Raw genomic sequence first — 17,614 nt, 5'->3', positions numbered from 1 at the left:
GGCAATCGTGAAAACAAAGCTGGCGGCAGCCTGCCGTTGGCTTCCGGTATCAACGCATCCCCGCAATTGATCAGACGATTTGTGACCTGGAGTTAAAGATGACAAAGCTTGTGAAGTTTGCGTCCTCAATTTTGTTGGTGGCACTAATGACCGTGACATCCGCGGTCGCCAAGGAACAGAGATCAACGTCTGTCCTGACCCCCAAGAGCAGTGCTTTGGCAAAGAAGCAGCATCGACTTATCTTGCAAGTTAATAGTAACGATCCAGCGATGATGAACTTGGTCCTCAATAACGCCACGAATGTCGTCCAGTACTACAAAGACGCAGGGCAGACCGTGGCCATCGAGATCGTTACGTTTGGGCCAGGCCTGCATATGCTCCGGGACGACACATCACCGGTAAAAGGACGAATTGAGGTCCTAGCATTGAGCTCGCCCGAAATTTCCTTTAAGGCGTGCGGTAACACTCAGGAGAATATGAAGAAGGCGGAGCTAAAGGACATCCCCCTAATACCGCAAGCACAGACGGTGAGTTCCGGCGTCGTAAGAGTTATTGAATTACAAGAGCAGGGGTGGTCGTACGTAAAGCCGTAGGCGGCATTTCTTAAGCTTGGATCGCACATTCTCTTTCGCGAACCTCGTGGTTGACCCGCTGTGCTGAGGCCGCTGACGCCTCGGCAATGTCGTTGAAAATCTCCGCAACCCAGTCCCCCAGCGCCGCGCACACTTTCGAGATTGCGGCCCCTTACCGCATGGGTCAATACCTCGCTAAGATCTCGAAATGGAGATTTCAGCGCTATCGCGTGGCTTTTTGCAGCCGAACGCCTCCTACATTGATCATTCGAAGTATACCCCCGTCCCCGGGGTCGTTCCACAGCTTGCATTGGAGTTGTCGCCCCTGTGGTGAGCCTCAAGTATCCGGCTCGGGCAGCCTGTTCGGGAGTTGGAAAGCAACTTGGATCGAAGCGGCGCGATCGAGCGACGAGAGAGACATGCACCTTGTTATCAAGTGTGATTGCGAACGTGGGCAGACCTGCTGACGAGAATGTCGCCTCCAAGGTCTCAGGCCCCTCACGCGATAAGAAAACGCCAATCTCAGCGCAGCACCCGACTTCGATGCCAAGGACTGCAGTATTCCTGCGCGATCTGTCATCGAGTGGACCTGCGCTACAATAGTGGCCGGTAGTAGAAGTGAGGCGGCGTGAACAGACCCTAAGGACTGTTCCTGAGCAAAGCATGGCCCGAAGGAAAACAGGATAATAAGTGCTGCGGTAGTCGAATAATTGGGCATCTGGTCACTTGGAAAAATCAGGCACGAGCCAGACCACATCAGGATGGAAAGCGCAACGGTCCGTAGAGTGAGCCATTGGAGTGCGAGCCAGCCCAGGCGGCACTCTCCCTCAGCACATATGGTTCAGATTAATGACTAATTGCTTTGTAATTTGGATCATATTGCCGTTGCTCAATGGCCCGCTATGATGCCTTCACCGGGGCTGGCTCCATATTTTACTTAGACCTTTTCCACCCGGTTTTTTTGACCGCGCTGGGTCGCAGCAGTCCCCCCTGCTGCGACCTACGCTCGCCGGGGGCGCCCATGGATTTCTCAAACAGCGATCGCGACACGCTTCGTCTGGTCAGTGCTTTCAAACAGATCAAGAGCCGAGGCACACGTCGCGCAGTTCTCCTGCTCCTGGAGGAGCTGGTCCAGAAGGATGGCGTAACCTCAAATGCCGATCGCAAAGGCCATTAGCAGCGATGTGGTGGTGGTTAGCTGCATTCGTTCTGCTGCTCGTTTCGGGAGCAGTCGCGCTGATATATTCTGCCTTCACTGCTCTGCCCGAGGATGATCAGGTGTTTCCCTTCGACGAGTGAATCAAAAGCCCCGCCGACCTTGGCGGGAGTTTGAGACTTGAAGACCGGCGACCGGGGCTGCCAATCGCCACTGGAGATGCTAACATGACTGGTTAGCGGCGTTGTAAATGCCCCTAGGCGCGCAAGCGAGCCCACCTGAGCCGCTGGAGTGCCCATAGAGCCTGGATCAGGCGCATCAGGTTGTCACCACGTCGTCATGATGATGAGGCCGGTGATGGCCGCTCCACGACCTGTCGGCGCTTCATGCCGCTCGGCCCGTGCAGAAAGCGCCGGTAGTGTTCAACCCGACCGATGAGGCGCTCGGGCGGAGCTTCGTCCGTAAGCACTGAGAACGGGCGTCGATCGCGTCGAACTCCGACCGGCGCGCGCAACTCTCTAGCCGGAGCGTGAGCGCAACGAGATTGTCGGCTAAAGCGAGGCTTTGTGCGACCGCGCGATTACCGACCGGAGTCCGGCCGCCGATCTCACAAAGTTACGTTTGCCTGCATCAGCCTCAGCTCCAAATTGTCACCTTCGCTTACTCTTTGGGGAAGAGCCGAAAATCACCGAGGGCACAAGGAACGCACTTTAACATGTGTAGTTTTGTGCCGATTGATGTCGTGAAACGATCTCATCTTTGGCCGGGATTCTGCTAGTGATTGCATATGGCCTTGATGGCCTCACCTCAAACAACGCTGACGTGACGGTGATCGGGGCAGGTCCCGCCGGCATCACGCTCGCACTCGAGTGTGCTCGGCTTGGGAGGTCGGTCCTGTTGCTTGAAAGCGGCGCGAAGAGCCGATCGTACGAAACGCAACAACCAACTCTCCTCCGCGAGGATAATCGAAACAAGCAGTCACCACGACATGGCGGCTTGCATTGCTAGACGCTTTAGCGGGACCTCAAACCTTTGGGGCGCGAGGTGCCAGCGACTCGATCCTATCGACTTTACAGCACGGCCAGGGATCGACCCGAAATGGCCTATCGCGTTCAATGAACTCCTTCCATTTTACGAAGCCAGCTGTACGTACGCTTCGTGTGGTGAGCCGGCCTTCACCGCTGCCGTAACGAATGACGTGCTTCACGACCGCACGCTGGTCGATTCTCATCGGCTAGAGCGATTTTCCGACAAACCGAGATTTCAAAGAGCCCACTGAAGGTCGCTATCATCTTCGCACATCGATGTCCGTCTCAATGCGACGGTAGTTGAGTTCGTCCTTCGAGAGAATGGATCGATTGGAGAAATCGTCTTGGCCGGACCTCGTCCGGCATAGCCTGCGGAGGACTCGAAAGCGCTAGGCTACTACTAACGATTCAGCGCAAACAACCGGCCATAGCATGCCACATCCGCGTCCTCTCACCACATCAAAGGTTAAGGGGGACGCGGCAGCACTATCTGCCGCAAGGTCGCGGCCACCCACAGCAGGTTCTCCCAGTCGTCGGATTGCTGCGCAAGGGCAGCCGGTGCTCGATCCGATCAGCACGATCTTCGCCCAAAGCCCCGCCGCAATCTGCGGCGGCTTCAGTTCGTCTGCCGCCGGGCTCGCCAAGCCGGTCTTGCCGTGATTGATACGGTACCTGTCAACTTCACGCCTTCTCCGTTCATCGCGGAGTGTATCCAATCTCTATTCCTTGAACGTGCAGCTATCCCTGCCTGACGGCAGGTGAACTCACAATAGGCGCTTTCATCGACGTCCTGAAATCGCCCCCATCGGCTCACGTCATAGACGAGAATGTGATCGAACTCGGCCCGGCCGCTACGCACGTCGTCAATTAGCTCGATCAACTCGCGAAGCTCGATCCGAAGACCACTTCGGCCTTCGTCCGTATAAGTGCGAACGATTGTGAGGTCATGCTGCGCGGCATAGACAGCAATGGCGGCAGCCTGGTTCTGAGTGGAGAAATGCTGGTGGTCCGTTGACATCCGGACGTATTGGGCCGCCCGCCCCGCATTTGTCGGCGACAGCAGATCATGCGCACCTCCGCTACAAAGCCGCTCCCCTTCCGTTGGCGCGATCACCAGGGAAATGAAAAGCCGTGCTTGCTCAGCCACCCAAGCACGGCTGAGCAGGAGAGGGAAACAGTCCGCCCCACAGCCACGAGCGCCAGCGCGCCGCGCTGATGGAGCGAAGATACAGGAGCGCTCCAAGCAAGGTTCCGTAGTTTCTTCTGAAGTCGCCGTTGAGCTTGGCAATCTTCGACAGATCGCAAGAAGTCTCGACCTCGTCGGCCAATCGCTGGCCTCCCAATGGTTAGAGCCAGCACCCTATAACACCTGCTTTGCCCGACGGCTCAAGTCAAAATTCGGCAATATCGAATTTAATGTTTTGAGGCAGAAGTCTCTCTTGACCAAGCCGGGGCGCACATTCTCCAATACCTCCAGCTCTATGCAGACGTTCTAGCGACGGAGAAAAGGCCCGACAGCGTGAACCGACCGGCTCTGAGTTGTTGACAGCCAGACACCTAGGCACGAAGCTTGCTCCCATTAGACGTCGCCAATCTTGCTTTTCTACTCTAGATTTCTTGTATCCATATGGAGGCACCGTGACCGACGAGAAAATCGCCCGTCTGCGCGCTCATGACAGTAACATCAGTCGATATCGACGACTGCTTAAAACTAATCTCTCAGACCCTGAGCGCCGGTTTTTGGAACAGCGCCTGAGCGAGGAAAGGTCGGCAGTCGAGAGCTTGGCTCATCCTGCTCCCACCTCACGGGCTGAGCACGGCCAGTCAGTCTGAGTTCGGCGCTTTCGTTTGGGCCCCGTTTGTCACCCCGCGATGGGCAGTATCTCGCGCGTATTTAGAGCTACTAGCAATGGATAATTTGCGACGTACTTACGATGCCGCTTTGATGACGGCATGCGCAGTCAACGTCTATACACGAAATGGGCCGGATATTATCCGCCCCGCAGCCCCGCTGAGTGGTTGGCTGACGGGCATGTGACATGCGGCATAGTGTCTGAACGGGCCGCTACGATCCCATGGTCGACGTACGGCTTGATACGCTCCCGCACAGGATCAGCGGTGGTCGTGCGTAGGCTTGCGCCTGGTCTGCTCAGCACGCGGCACCGCAGGATCTGTGCATATCGTCCCGAACTGGCATGACAGTCGCGGGCAAGTCAGGCCAAGCATGGGCGCTTGAGTTTTGATTCCAGCGATGAAGCACGTCACCGATCGCCCTTTTGCCGCTCCACAAGCAGCAGCCCGTAAGCTGATCGAGCTCGCCGCCAGCATCGATCCGGAGTAGGATGGCCGCATCATCCAAATTGAGAAGATCAACAACCCCTTCCTCTCGACGCTGAAGGGGAGCGGCACGGAGTTCGGCGCCGGCATCAGGTGCGCTGTCGAAAAGAGCTGGCTCGAGCTCCACGAAAGCGGGACCTATGTGCGCCTGCTGACAACTGGCGATGGTCCGTTCGGTCAATAGATCAGCGTTAAGGAGAACCACGCCGCGAGTGACGCGCAGACACAAATTCCAAGATAAGGCAATGCAAGGCACATCGGGCTTATCCCTCCGAAACGCAAATATGAGTCATTATGTCATGTTTGGACGACGAATGCTACTGGCTGGCTGGCGGAGCGTCCCCGGCCTAACCTACCCAAGACCCTCCAGACGGGCCGTCTCTCCTTCGATGGAGGCCGCGTCTAGCTTTGCTCGGTGGATCGTGCGGCTAATTCCCGGCCCAGCTCCTTCAAGCGGCTGCCGATCCAATTGCGAGTACCGGCCTAGGCCGCGCGCGATGCAGCGGGAACATCGCATCCACCGAACCGTTGATGCCTGCTGGTTCCCCTCCGCAACAGCCATCCGCATGCAAAACCTGATTTCGGTGTCGATCCTATTAGTGGGTTTAGCGCTCGCTCTCCTGGGCGCGTGGCTTCTTTGGGGGCCACTGAGCGTGCTCGTTGTTTCTGGCGCAGCACTCTTCGCATATGGCCTGGCCTCGATCGATTAGGAGAGGCCGAAGAGGCCTCCCACTGAGGGCGCGTTAATGCTCCTTACGGAGCTTTTTGATGAGTTCCTTCTGGTCCTCGATGTGCTCTTGCACGGCCTGCCGGGCTTCATCCTCCCGGGTGGGCTGGGGCTTGGGCTGCGGCGGTTCATTGTTACTCACGCATAGAGCCTTAGAACAAGACAGGCCGCTGCGAAAATCAACTTGGGCTATCATGGATAGGAACAGGCCAGCACCCGGAACGCCAGCAAACAGGGAAAAGCCGCAGCGTGGTTCCAGCGCCACTGCGGCATTCCCGGACAACTTGAAATCGGATGGTATTTAAATCGCGCCGGTGTTCTCACAGTAGAACACCCCGTTCCGAAATGGAGTCGGTAGAACTACCGGAGTCCGCTGTTCTACCGATTGTCGTTAAAGGGCGGAGATGACATCGCTCGCTCTCCAACCCCCAATGCTGCCGGCTGCCGGCTGCCGATCCAATTGCGGATTGGAGCGCCGAGAGTGCCAGGCCGGAAGAAAAACCCGCCGACCTTGTGAGCCGACGGGGAGTTGGAGATAGCGAGAGGCGGACACCTATCGCTTCGCCATGTGTAGCACAGCAGCCCATCCACACGCCGGCGCACTCAACTCAACCTTAACGACTTAAGAATAATCTCGGTCGCTGGGACGGGGCCGTGGGGGACATACGCGGCCTTGTGCTTGTGGTTGAGGGCCTGCCAGCTCAGCCAGCCCCGGCGGGCCCTCCCACACCTTGATGCACGTTAAGCCTGCCGCCGATTGTGAACTAGATCATATTGCAACGGAGGAATGTGCGGTACGATTATTTTACCGGGGTTGGCTCCATATTTTACTTAGACCTTTTCCACCCGGATTTTTTTGACCGCGCTGGGCCGCAGCAGTATCCCCCTGCTGCGGCCTTCGCCGTGCCGGCTGCGGCCCTCTGGATAACGGCATGGTGAACGAAACCGTTTGCCGCCTCGCGCGAAGCACTCCCGAAATGGTCCGGGTCTAACCTCCATTCATTGACGAGGGGCTTTCAAAATGATCACGCTCAAAGCAATTGCGCTTCTTGTCGGTGCCGGGTGTATCCTCGCAGTTTATTCGGGTGAGTTGGGTGCTGACGTGGTTCTCGCCATCGTCTCTTGCTTCTCGTAGCGAAAAGGCCCGCCAGCGTAAGCCAGCGGCCCGTGTCGGTCGGGTCTACCAGGCGGCGAAGCGCTTGCCGCAGGTCGTCTGCTTCTTTGCCGCCCATAAATTCGAGGAGCAGATGACGGGCCATCATTGTATCCCAGTCGGCATCCTTGTCGGTATCTATGCAACACGCAACGAGCACTTCAAATTTCGCTCGTCTGCCGTCTGCTGTGCGCGTTCACCAGCTCTTCAATTTCGTCATGGTAGGGCTCGGTGAGCTTAACCAGACGCTCGTGCTCTTTGCTTTCAGCGTCTGGGTGATGAAGTTCCAGTGCTGCTTGCTGTCCATGTCTGGCCGAGTCAGGCTGAGGGCCTTGTTGGGTTACCGCTGGCGGTCTGCGGCGTGGTCCGGAACGTGCAGGCCAACAATTCTTATGATGCATCTCTAGCCACCGACAAGGACTGCTTGGCCCGCTTAGGCGCAACCGGCCGTGAGGAGGCTCAGAGGTCGGCGATGGATACTGATGTCGAACCTTCAGCGCACAATCAAACGTACAATCAACTCGCGGCATCGCCAGCCTGACATCGAGTCAGTCTGTCGCACGTTGCCGGCCGAGACTAAAGATCTGGTAGAGCGTGCAGCGCTGCTTAAGATCGCCGACAATTACAGGCGTCGCTCGGAAACGTAGGCAGTAGCGAGCGGGCAGCCCTTGGTTCCAAGCGCGCTGCCTCGGCTCTGGCCTGAGCTCAATGAAAAACCCCAGTGCCTTGGAGCGCGCACTGGGGTGTTCGAAAAAGGAACTGGTCAAGCAATGGTCTTTGATAGCAGCAAGCACGCTCATCACCTGTGAGCTAGTTCGTACGTGGCCGATTTCATCACCCACGACGCGCACCGCTGAGCTTCAGGAACGCATGGCGTCAATCGCGTGGGCAATCAGGATTGCAACGCTGAGCCCGATTACGATTACTATCAGCCAAGTGATCACGTTCGTCTCCAGTTATGGAGTGAACGCGCTCAACCGCGCACAGTCAAAAACAACTCGCTGAAAAGCTCAATTCGGCGCTGCGCTGAGGATTCCTGACAATCTTGCGCCCGCAGTCAGCCCTATCGGCGGAAGGCCAGCAAAAGAAGGACACCAACAACGCACGCTGCGAGTAACAGTAGCAAAGTACTCACGGCCTCCCCCGAATCATCAGGGATTTGCATGGGGACTTACATCTTCCGCGAGCGGGCCCAAGCTCCTCACGACAAACCCGAGGCCCAGAAGGCGACTATCCAGACGATGGCACCCGATCCCGTCCGCATCCGTAAGCACGAGGCTGCACCCCAAACCGGCAGCTACGAAGTCTGCTTCGCCGATGGTCGGCCGTGCGTTTGCATCTATTGGACGATCTCGCCGGACGGCGCCTCGGGGCTGATCGGCTGACCGGAGCAGAAGCGCTACAGAAGGCCCGCGCACTCGCACGAGCGGAGTTGCCCGCTATCGAAAGACGAAATGAACAAAGGCTGGGGGCGGCCGTTCGGAGATCCGATCGAAGTGGCCGGCACAAAGCTGGTGACGCTGCTCGACGCAGCCAAGTACATCACAGCGCTACCGAGGAAAGAGCACTCCGCGCCGGAATGGCAAGCTGCGATGGGAGCGCTATCCTGGTTGCAGAACGCGGCGGCCCGGCGATGTTCGCCCGTATCAGGGTCATGCGGGCCTTGAACCGGCACTACTTCGCCGAATTGAATCCGAAAAGCAACGAGCGGCATTGGAGCCGCCGCAAGCTGAAGAGGGACAAATGAAAAAGGCCGCCAACTGAGGCGGCCCAACGCTCGTCCTATTGGACTAATCTAGCCGATGTTATTCCAAGTACCTGAACTGCCTTGCGATCCGCGTTGCCAAATGGGATCGCTCCCTGGCTAGCTCACTTCGATACTCGGACACGTCATGTCCATCCTGCTCAAGAACCTCGATCAGAAGTGTCTGATCGTGCACATAAGTCGCCTTGTCAGCGAACTCTCGCGTCAAAAGAGTGAGCTCATCATCTGCGGTCACGGCAATCTCATTGTACAATGGTGCGGCGCTGAAGGGCCTTTATCTTGCATCCATAGTACTTACAGAGAGTTACGCGCGTCCCGTGGACCGCCCTACCTTGGGACGGCCGGCGCGGCAACGAAACAAGCTCGGTCCGCAAAGCAAGTCCGGACACGTTCACTCCTGAACACCTTGAACGCGTCATTTACCATCTTGATGTAGCATGATGGTCCGCAGCGCTTTTGCTGGCTTGAAATCAATGTCCAACAATCGACAAGAAGTCCGTCCGTGGTCACATGAAGAAGAGGCACAACTGCTTGCGCTGCTCGATCAAGGGAAGACTGCAACCGAGATCGGCGAGCGGCTTGGTCGGTCGCGTCAGGCCGTCTATGGTCGACTGCAACGTTTCCACAAGCAGCGAGGTCGAGTAAGCCGCACCAGCGGACGTGCGTTCGCCCAATGGATCGGTCAGCCCATCTAGGAAGCGCCGTGCAGTCGGGCATGGCGACGCGGGCTGACCTGGAGGACGCAACGCTACGAACGGCAATCTCGGCGCGACCGGGGTCGGCTTAACCCTACTGCTCTAGCTTAATTCCAGAGTTCGGTTGCGCGGTTCGATCGCCCTATTGCGGTGCTGCTACCGGACAATTGCCCCCGATAGCCCCTGTCCGGGTCTACCATGCGAAGTCGGCGCGCCATCATATCCGGCGCGTCGGCCTCGTTTCTCTGAACACGGTTGCTCGGCATGGAATTGGAGCAGTTGAGCGATACTAGCCTTCTCGCACGAGATCGCGCAGGCGCTCGGCAGAACAGAGAAGGCGGTACGAGGCCGCGTCCAGCTACACAACATCCCGTCAACTGTTGACTTTGAAGAGAAGAAGCTAGGCTTCCGATTCAAAGAGGCCAGTGCCCAGATCGCCCAAACAGGGAAAAGCCGTTCCACACAGACGCCGCGGCCAACTCAGCAGGTGGCGCACCAGCCATCAGGAAATGGTAACAGAGGCCAGACGTCCGTGTTGTCATTCGCAGCCTTGGGCTCGGCGTCGATTGGCCGAGTTAGTGAACGACGCCGCGCAGGAGACGCACCCAGCCCCCCAAAAAAGCGCTTGTCGGAAGGCCCTGTGCTGAAGTGCGGGAACTCTATCGCTTTTAAATAGCCACATCAAATAGATTAAATATTTGACTTGCGCATTCACGAAATGGTTGAATGGCTCCGTCCTGCCGCCATGCGCGGTATTTAGGGCAGACGATTGTCCTTTGAATTTTCCCAGTGGCTGATGATCGCAGGGGATCTGTCGGCTTTGCCGCTCCTCGACTCCCATGATCCGCAATTGCTTGCGCGAAGCGAGGGTTAGTGATGGCTGTCAAACTCGAATGGGGGCTGCTTGAGGCCATGACGAACGTCCGCAACGAAGCGAGCAAGGCCCGAGACTTTATCATCCAATCCCATGATGGATACGTGCAGGGGCAGATCGTCGTGCCTGACGACGCCGATCAGTTCGTCATGGTAGCATGTGAAATCCGGCTTCTCGAGCTGTTAAAGGATGCCATCAAGGAACTGGAACGGTGAAAGCGTCGAGGGTCCGCTACGTCACGCGTCCGTTAATTTCATCGAGTCTTCGAGACGCTTTGTCGGCATGAGTTTTGAGAAACTGAGCGATGCCAGCGTTCTTCATCTTTATGAAAACATCAGGCAGCAACTAGATTCCGACATCAGAAATGGTCGTTACCGATTCATGGGTGAAGCGGCTAAACGGCGAGCCGAGGATCTACGCGCGGAGATCGATCGCCGGCAACTGTATGCGCCGCCGATCGATTGGCCGTAATGCGCGAAATTACGGAAAGGATGAAATTCATTCATGCGCTGGTCACGATCTGAGGATGAGCAATTTCAGTCACTCGTTGAATCAGGCGCGTCAATTGACGACATAGCTAATTCATTGATGAGGACGGCCGCGCAGCTCCGTGCGCGAGCTTACCATTTGGGATTCCCGCTCAAGTGGTTTAGGCGGACGACCGCCTCAAAATAGTCAGTTAACCGGCGGTGTCGAAGAATGGATCTTGAACTGACAAACTTGCACCGGGCACTTGGATATCTCAGCGAAACACCAGCGTTGCGAGAGTGCGATGTTCACGACATACGTAGGCTTTGTCGTCGGCGCCATGTGCCGCCGGGGCGCTGTTGCGCTGTCCTCGCCACTGTTCGCAAACCGAGGATGCTTTGTTCTCTCCTCATTGGAGTGTGAGCCATGTGCAAAAAATGCGCAAAGATCCATGATAAGATTGCCCAGTTTCGCACACTCGGAGTGATCCTTAGTACTCAACAGCAAAAAGAAGCAGCGACCCAAAAGGCAAAGGATCTTGAGATACTAAAATTAGCGCTCCACAAGACATTACCCTTTGAAGCGAGGTAACTTTCCAAGATCGATCCGGCCGGAGCTTCGAGACGGAGAAAGTCGAGACCAACCGATCCCTTTCGGGCGTAACACTCGCACGTTAGAGCGTCGAAGTTCAGTCTCGAGTTCAGTCACCGCGACCTCAAGGCGCAAACTTCGAAGCTCGTCCATAGTCTTGCGAATTTCTTCTTCCGACAGTCGCGTGGGCTTTGAAAAAAAGGGTAGCCACATGAAATCGCCTCTCTTTGTCGAAAGACGCCGGGCGGCTCATTTAGTTGCTCTTAGGTCCAAAAAAAGAAGTGGAACCTGGAAACTTGATTCGAGTTTGGAGTTAGCAAACGGTCTCCATGCTTCATTCAAAAAGCTGGACGTAGAGGTATCCCAAGGGCTGCCAGATCAACCATCCGATGGTGGCAAGCCAAACCAGCGTGACAACGCCCGCTCCCGCGGTGAATGCGAGGGCGATCCAAAAGTCGACCGCCTTCCGATGGTCATTCGGAGCGTCGACTCGCCCTTGTGTTTTTTCCAGCATGTAAAAGTCCTATTTCGACGACTTCCAGTGCGCGGCGCAGGTCAACAGACGCCGCCTGAAATATACGTCATTACTCAACGTTAAGGGCCGCTGGCCGCCCCTCTCATAGGAGCGGGACTGAACGGACTACCGCCTCCGCATAAACCGTGCAGCCGTCGTGCCGAGATCGCCGCGCGCAGCCGTAGCCGCACAGCCCGCTGGCAAGAATGCGCGGAGCGCGATGGCGACATTCGAATTGAGATCGATCAAAAGCCGTCCCTTTGCCAAGTTTCCCCTACGCCGTGCTGGCCGTAAGCGTTCCTCCATGCGGCATTCTCTTTGCCGCCTCGGCGGCTTTATGCTGTTCGGCCAGCCGGTCTACTCCTCCGCCAATCCATGGCAGATGACGTTCGGCATTGAGGTCTGATCCGTGACACTCGTCCGTACCGCGCTGCGCGTCGCCGTTTCTCCACAAGGCTTGACTCTCCGAAGCTGGCGCCCCGTAATTATGGTTTTGGAGTGCTGGTTATGGACAACCGCTTTTTGCTCTCGGCATTCGTTGGTGTCTTTTTCTTCGTTCTTATCGTGGCATCGATCACAACTTACCGGCACATTTCGCATCGGTGGGAGCCAGTGATTTCTCGGCCGAGTTGACGATCGCGACAAAACAAAGAGACCAGCGAAGGCGTTCCCTGAGAGAGTCGGCCCCGAGCTCCAGGCTAAGATGGTCAAGGCCATCCCTGCGAAGATGCTGGGGCGCCTGCTGACGCAGGACGTCTCGGCATGGTCCTGCTCCAGATCGCGCCGACCTCCTGCTGCCCATCCTGCTTGGCTGTGGTGGTGGTCGAGGCTTCCGAGGGACGGCTCGTCGTCGAGGTCATTCTCTGCGGGGTCGTCGTCCCCGCCTGGGTTGTCGTCCTCCCGGTCGGCTGAAACGTCGTCCTCCAGCTCGGTCATGACGTAAGGGTCTGATTGATCAAGGAAGGATATCAGGCCGGTCGATCTCCGCCTCTGCCTTCTTCCTGAGTCTGCGGAGGCGCCTGAGGGCTGTTTCTCTGGTGCGCTGTTGGATAGCCGAGGCGTGCCATAATCTCGCCGGAGGAGTCCTCTGGCCGTTGTAGGGTTATAATCATGGTGGATGCTCACTGGATTGGCTTTCAAGGGCCATTGTCGGGGTCAGACCGGCAGCCGGGGGCTAGAAACCTGCCAGTGAGACAGACCCGGCGCTTTTGGGCCTTGCGGCCTTGGACATAACGGCGGCCCCCCGGCCAAAGGCCGGACAGCACATGGCACACGGGCATTTGCCGCCGGGATAGCGGTTAAGATTCAGCATGTGACACGGGCAGCACTGGTTTGGGTTTCTAGGCCCACCCGAATCATGCACTTACTGCGTCTGATTTTTAAGGACTACTTTCGAGCGAGGCTTCACATGGGAAGGCCTGCCGTAGTTCGGACCATTACAATCACAATCGATGGTGTTGCGCATCACGGGACATATTTCGTCCAGAACTGCGCCGTGTACGTGCAATCGGTTCTCGGAAGCAAGGCAACCCACGTAGGCGGGTCGCCCCCGGAATCTGTTGCGAAGCTGCTCCTCTCGGAAATCATTCGCAGCCGTATTGAGGCAGTAGGGCGCGCCTGAGTCGCGGCGGGCGGGTGGCAGGAGCTTGCCTTTGAGTGCTTCCGATTGAGTCCCCCTCCGCAGGATCTTACGGCTTAAACGCTGTGGAAATGGGGGCGCCGTGACAGAACGCGATGTACTTGCCGAACTCGACGAGCAGGTAATAAAGATTTCGGCCGAAACCCTTGCGATGCAGTTCGTCTTAACTTGCCTGCTTCAGAGGCTTGGCGCACTCAACGTGGGCTTCACCATTTTGCAAGCGTTCGATGATGCCGCGAACCACTCTGAGCAATTCAGTATTGGCGCTGGGAAGAAAGCCGGTCACCTGCCGGAAACGCTCCGCATCATCGAGCAAATGAGGTTGATGCTGGTAGGCGAAGGCAAGCCTCGCCGCGAGGTTTAGGTCACTCGGCGTCATTTAAGCCAACCCCATCGTCGGGTAGACCAGCGGCCGGTTGAAGTTGCTGTTTGCGACCACGGGCGCGCCGCCGGGTTCGCTGAGCACAGTGCCACCGCATCCCCTTCGTCCGGGCTCGGCATGCCCCGTTTCTTCATGTCGTCCTTGCTCTCCAGCACAAGCCGGCCATCACTCATGTAGCGGTAGCCAGGGCCGCAGATGTCGGTTTGCAGGCTGTCGCTATCCGGCAGGGAGAAGCTGGAGCCCTCCAGAGCGCTCTTCAGATGCGACCACATCTCGGCCCTGCGGTTGGCAGGGCCGCCAGACGGCTTGCCGCTTTCATCCAAGGGCGGAGACTGGGGGGCTTTGAACCGAAGTTGACGGCATTGAGCAAGCCGCTGCCGAACGAGCCGCCATAGCCTTGCTCCACCATCCGGTCATAGATGCCGGCGCCAAGGCCGCCCACGTCGATATTCACCTTGGCGGGCTTGCCGTCCCGCATGATCTGAGCAACCCAGCCGGCAACCTGCATCGCGTCGAGGTGCTTTCGCTTCTCGATCCCGCTCGATACGCTGCCGCGATGCCACGCAATGGCCGTGCTGTCAGCACCGAACGGGGCTGAATTGACGCCAACGATCAGCGGTCCGGTTCCCTTGTGCTCGCGCTTCCGAGCCCGCAGCACCAGCTCGTGCGGAATGAAGCTGTCGAAGCTGGAGGCCAGGAAGGCCTCATCCGGGGTCGGCGATATCCCTGCGAGCGCCATTAGGTCAGGGCGTGACCGTTCAGCGCCGAGCCCCACAGCTAGGCGATCCCTTTGTGCCGGCGAGCCGGCCAGACATTCAAAGGCCAGTTCCAGCACATGGCAGCTCCAGGGGTTACGGAGAAGCAACGCTAACAGCCCGTCTTAGAACAGTGTCTCGTCCAGGACACCGACAGGCTGTCACCTCGCGCTCCGACATCCTCCCGATTTTCCGCGCATTGAAGTCAACGCTCTGCATTTACCCTACCCCTCAAGCTTAATTTCGGAGTTCGGTTGCGCTGATAGCAGCACAGACTAGGGTTGAATTCACCGGACATTGCCCCCTTACCCGTCCGGGCCTGCCCCAACGAAGCCGGTGAGCCATCATATTCGGCTGACCGGCTTTGGCTCTTAAAAGCAGAGCAGTGCGCAGGAAGGACGAATCGAGGCAACACGTGATCGCTCAATAGCGCCGCGCGCTTGTCTTGCGTGTCGAGCACCGAAAGAGGACGATCCGCCCGAGCCGCCGAAGAAACCCATCTGACAGCTATCGAGCAGAGCCCGACCAGTCATCTAAATTCGCCATAACACACCCGCGAGCGCGGATTGCCAAAAAGAGTTTTGAGAAGTTGAGCGACGCCAGCCTTCTGTATCTCTACGAGAACATCCGACAGCAGGCCGCAGCCGACATACGCAACGGTCCATACCATTTTTTGGGTGAAGCGGCCAAAGAGCGAGCCGAGGAAATCCGCAGGGAGAATGATCGCCGGGATCTCTTTGCGCTGCCATCAACTGGCCATCTCGGTCGGAGTAGTCAATTCAGCCTTGCAGAGACCATTTGCCAAGGCTTAATCCACATCAAGTTCCCGGCTCCGCTTTTTTTTGACCTGGAGCAACCAAACAAGCCACCCGGCGTCTTTTGGAGAGTGAGGCGACTTCGATGTGACTATCTTTTTCTCAAAGCCGGCGCGGCTGTCGGAAGAAGAGATTAGCAAGGCTATGGATGAGCATCGGAACTTGCGGCTTGAGGTCGCGGTGACGGAACTCCAGTCTGCAATTTGGCATGTTAAGGTGCGAGTGTTACTCCCGAGAGGAGTCAACGGGTCCCGCGCTTGCCCGTTGTCAACCTACGGCCGATCGCATCGGTAGGTGAGTGGCGTCGCAACCGGACCAGTAACGTGAAGTTTGATTTCCCAACGATCACCACGGCGAATGAATTTAAACGCACGCGAACAGGCGAGGACGGGTTGCGTGGCGGATGCGGTGAACATTGAGCGGCAGCGCACAAGCCGACGCCGCTCGCATGTCCAGATCACTTGGGCCGTCGCAGTTGTCGTAGCAATGTTAGGATGGATCAGCGCGATCGGCTGGGCATTCTGGAACACGGTGCAGTGGCTTTTTAGATAAAAACGGCAGCCGGCTTTAGAACCAAATCTGCGCCAGCTTGACGGCCGCGCAGATGATCATTCCCCATAGCGCAATGTTGATCTGTATCGTTCGGGCCATGAACCACCTGACGCGTTGGTGAATACGTGTGCTTTGACGATGGCAAGAGAATGTCAACGATTCGCTAAGTTCCACATTTGAGCACCAGTGTGATGCAACCACCAGCATCTTTCATTTCGCTCTTGCGAAGTCGCGCGACATTGGAGCTGGCAGACTCTGTTCGACGGTATGATTTCTCAGAATTCGATGTCGCGGCTGTCCACCCCCAAACGATTGACCTGACCTCCGCGGCGAACTGGATACCGCGGGTCCCTTCGCTGCGGCCCGCGATCAAAAAGGCCGGGTTCAAGATGTACAAGAGCTAGCCGGCCCCGCCCGCAAATTTGGCGGAACCGAAAGCTGCTTATCGCGCATTGCGTTCGGAATTGGGAGGCGCGGCTAGCAGTGTTTTAGATCCTGTCATCCAGCGGCAGCCGCTTGGCTACCTCCGCGACCGATGCGCGGCTACAGCCCGTCATGTCCTGTATAAAGCTCCATGAGCGCCCCTCGGCGATCAGGCTGGCAATCCCCCGGGACGAGGTCAACAAGGAGACGCCGCTCGCGCCGTTGCGCTGGTCCATCGCCCATCTCGACAACACCTCGCCCCAAACGCTGGCGCGCATGAAAGCCCTTGGTGTCGGCTGGACCATGCAGGACGCGATGTATCTCGGAGGCGACCGTATCGTGGCGCAGGCCGGCGAAGCCGCGCGCAGCATGCCGCCCATCGTCACGGCGTTACGCATTGGGGTCCATGTCGGGGCCGGCACGGATGCCGCATCGGGTCGCATCCTATAATCCGTTCGTGGCGCTGCAATGGATGCTCGACGGCAAGACCGTCGGCGGACTGTCGACGCGCGGCCCGGACGAAACACCTGGCCGAGAAGACGCCTTGCGGCTGTATACCGTTGGAAGCGCGTGGTTCTGCTTCAACGAGACGCGGCCCGGCACGCTGGACACCGGCAAGCTCGCCGACTTCGCGATTCTCGATCGGGATTTCATGTCCGTCCGCGTCGAGCAGATTGGCGCCACGGCGTCCCTGCTGACGGTCGTGGGCGGCAAGGTCGTCTACGCGGCGGATGCTTTCGCGAGCGCGAAATGAGAGCTGGAGGCCTGAAGGCGAGCATCTGAGCCCTGCGAGCTTCGCGTGGCGCAGCCGCGCGGAGAACGAGGGGCGACGCGTGGTGTGCGGCGCAGCCTGAACCAGGTGAGAGCAACTAAATCCCCGATCCGGCATTATCCTCGCGAGCCGTTTCGCGGAGGTCTCACGATGGAAGACCAGAATCGGATGACCCTGGTTTTGAGTGCTGTCGCCCTCGCCGTTGCCATCGTGGCCACGATCACGATGGAGCGCGTCAACATGCCTGCGCTCAGCAACGACGCAGCTCCCGGAACAGTCGGCCTAGCCAGGCCGCACCCACCACTGGACCGCGCGGCCGGTGAGCCGATCCAGACGGTCGGCGGCCCCTCCAGCGCGAGTATTCGCGGACGTCCCTGATCGAACGCCGGTATTACG

At 57.8% G+C, this 17,614-nt stretch carries 19 protein-coding genes and 1 pseudogene; 14 read left to right on the top strand and 6 right to left on the bottom strand.

Translation table 11 applies throughout. The features are described 5' to 3' along the window. Positions 1 to 98: 98 nt before the first annotated feature. A complete protein-coding gene (locus IVB41_RS25445) occupies positions 99 to 593 on the top strand; it encodes a hypothetical protein (RefSeq protein WP_027568129.1) in 495 nt (164 codons plus the stop codon). 1,912 nt (positions 594 to 2,505) lie between these two features. After that, positions 2,506 to 2,736: an FAD-binding protein gene (locus IVB41_RS35680; RefSeq protein WP_346770870.1), complete on the top strand. Its 231-nt coding sequence runs from the start codon at positions 2,506 to 2,508 to the stop codon at positions 2,734 to 2,736. Between the two features lie 759 nt (positions 2,737 to 3,495). On the opposite strand, the pseudogene IVB41_RS25435 reads toward IVB41_RS35680, so the two are convergent. The 3 genes and pseudogenes from IVB41_RS25435 to IVB41_RS25420 all read right to left on the bottom strand — a co-directional run. Further along, positions 3,496 to 3,819 (bottom strand): annotated as a pseudogene (locus IVB41_RS25435) (recombinase family protein); the annotation flags it as partial. 76 nt (positions 3,820 to 3,895) lie between these two features. Further along, positions 3,896 to 4,084: a hypothetical protein gene (locus IVB41_RS25430; RefSeq protein ID WP_081747880.1), complete on the bottom strand. Its 189-nt coding sequence runs from the start codon at positions 4,082 to 4,084 to the stop codon at positions 3,896 to 3,898. Between the two features lie 1,752 nt (positions 4,085 to 5,836). Further along, the gene (locus tag IVB41_RS25420; RefSeq protein WP_247436033.1) at positions 5,837 to 6,085 is read right to left on the bottom strand and encodes a hypothetical protein; all 249 of its coding nucleotides are present in this window, start codon (positions 6,083 to 6,085) and stop codon (positions 5,837 to 5,839) included. Positions 6,086 to 7,681: 1,596 nt separating this feature from the next. On the opposite strand from IVB41_RS25420, the gene IVB41_RS25415 reads away from it, so the two are divergent. The 5 genes from IVB41_RS25415 (at position 7,682) to IVB41_RS25395 (ending at position 10,778) form a co-directional block, all read left to right on the top strand. Beyond that, positions 7,682 to 7,978: a hypothetical protein gene (locus IVB41_RS25415; protein WP_155809782.1), complete on the top strand. Its 297-nt coding sequence runs from the start codon at positions 7,682 to 7,684 to the stop codon at positions 7,976 to 7,978. Between the two features lie 158 nt (positions 7,979 to 8,136). Next, positions 8,137 to 8,358 carry a hypothetical protein gene (locus tag IVB41_RS25410; RefSeq protein ID WP_027568135.1) on the top strand — a complete coding sequence of 74 codons (222 nt, stop codon included), beginning with the start codon at positions 8,137 to 8,139 and terminating at the stop codon, positions 8,356 to 8,358. Between the two features lie 817 nt (positions 8,359 to 9,175). Continuing rightward, positions 9,176 to 9,433, top strand: coding sequence for a helix-turn-helix domain-containing protein (locus IVB41_RS25405; protein ID WP_081747882.1), 258 nt, complete (start codon positions 9,176 to 9,178; stop codon positions 9,431 to 9,433). 876 nt (positions 9,434 to 10,309) lie between these two features. After that, entirely contained in the window at positions 10,310 to 10,522 is a 213-nt protein-coding gene (locus tag IVB41_RS25400; RefSeq protein WP_027568137.1) for a hypothetical protein, read from the top strand. Between the two features lie 67 nt (positions 10,523 to 10,589). Beyond that, a complete protein-coding gene (locus IVB41_RS25395) occupies positions 10,590 to 10,778 on the top strand; it encodes a hypothetical protein (RefSeq protein ID WP_081747883.1) in 189 nt (62 codons plus the stop codon). A 922-nt stretch (positions 10,779 to 11,700) separates the two neighbouring features. Here IVB41_RS25395 and IVB41_RS25390 read toward each other — a convergent pair. Next, on the bottom strand, positions 11,701 to 11,880 hold the full coding sequence (locus tag IVB41_RS25390; RefSeq protein WP_027568138.1) for a hypothetical protein: 180 nt from the start codon (positions 11,878 to 11,880) through the stop codon (positions 11,701 to 11,703). Between the two features lie 220 nt (positions 11,881 to 12,100). On the opposite strand from IVB41_RS25390, the gene IVB41_RS25385 reads away from it, so the two are divergent. The 3 genes from IVB41_RS25385 (at position 12,101) to IVB41_RS25375 (ending at position 13,883) form a co-directional block, all read left to right on the top strand. Continuing rightward, positions 12,101 to 12,286 carry a hypothetical protein gene (locus IVB41_RS25385; protein ID WP_155809783.1) on the top strand — a complete coding sequence of 62 codons (186 nt, stop codon included), beginning with the start codon at positions 12,101 to 12,103 and terminating at the stop codon, positions 12,284 to 12,286. Between the two features lie 356 nt (positions 12,287 to 12,642). Continuing rightward, entirely contained in the window at positions 12,643 to 12,792 is a 150-nt protein-coding gene (locus tag IVB41_RS25380; RefSeq protein ID WP_155809784.1) for a hypothetical protein, read from the top strand. Between the two features lie 809 nt (positions 12,793 to 13,601). Further along, positions 13,602 to 13,883, top strand: coding sequence for a hypothetical protein (locus IVB41_RS25375; RefSeq protein ID WP_027568139.1), 282 nt, complete (start codon positions 13,602 to 13,604; stop codon positions 13,881 to 13,883). An 11-nt stretch (positions 13,884 to 13,894) separates the two neighbouring features. On the opposite strand, the gene IVB41_RS25370 is transcribed toward IVB41_RS25375, so the two are convergent. Both IVB41_RS25370 and IVB41_RS25365 read right to left on the bottom strand, forming a co-directional pair. Continuing rightward, on the bottom strand, positions 13,895 to 14,173 hold the full coding sequence (locus IVB41_RS25370) for a hypothetical protein (protein ID WP_155809785.1): 279 nt from the start codon (positions 14,171 to 14,173) through the stop codon (positions 13,895 to 13,897). Continuing rightward, on the bottom strand, positions 14,158 to 14,736 hold the full coding sequence (locus tag IVB41_RS25365; protein WP_155809786.1) for a hypothetical protein: 579 nt from the start codon (positions 14,734 to 14,736) through the stop codon (positions 14,158 to 14,160). The genes IVB41_RS25370 and IVB41_RS25365 overlap by 16 nt, the downstream gene beginning before the upstream one ends. Before the next feature lie 509 nt (positions 14,737 to 15,245). On the opposite strand from IVB41_RS25365, the gene IVB41_RS25360 reads away from it, so the two are divergent. From IVB41_RS25360 to IVB41_RS25345, 4 genes are all read left to right on the top strand, one after another. Further along, positions 15,246 to 15,608: a hypothetical protein gene (locus IVB41_RS25360; RefSeq protein ID WP_155809787.1), complete on the top strand. Its 363-nt coding sequence runs from the start codon at positions 15,246 to 15,248 to the stop codon at positions 15,606 to 15,608. Positions 15,609 to 16,578: 970 nt separating this feature from the next. After that, positions 16,579 to 16,896: a hypothetical protein gene (locus IVB41_RS25355; RefSeq protein ID WP_245287809.1), complete on the top strand. Its 318-nt coding sequence runs from the start codon at positions 16,579 to 16,581 to the stop codon at positions 16,894 to 16,896. A 22-nt stretch (positions 16,897 to 16,918) separates the two neighbouring features. Continuing rightward, on the top strand, positions 16,919 to 17,200 hold the full coding sequence (locus IVB41_RS25350; protein WP_247436031.1) for an amidohydrolase family protein: 282 nt from the start codon (positions 16,919 to 16,921) through the stop codon (positions 17,198 to 17,200). A gap of 168 nt (positions 17,201 to 17,368) precedes the next feature. Continuing rightward, a complete protein-coding gene (locus IVB41_RS25345; protein WP_027568143.1) occupies positions 17,369 to 17,596 on the top strand; it encodes a hypothetical protein in 228 nt (75 codons plus the stop codon). Positions 17,597 to 17,614 lie beyond the last annotated feature (18 nt).

Source organism: Bradyrhizobium sp. 44, assembly GCF_023073095.1.
In the GTDB taxonomy this organism is placed as follows: Bacteria; Pseudomonadota; Alphaproteobacteria; order Rhizobiales; family Xanthobacteraceae; genus Bradyrhizobium.
The sequence above is the reverse complement of the archived record's forward strand: the minus strand, read 5'-3'. Positions and strand labels throughout refer to the sequence as shown.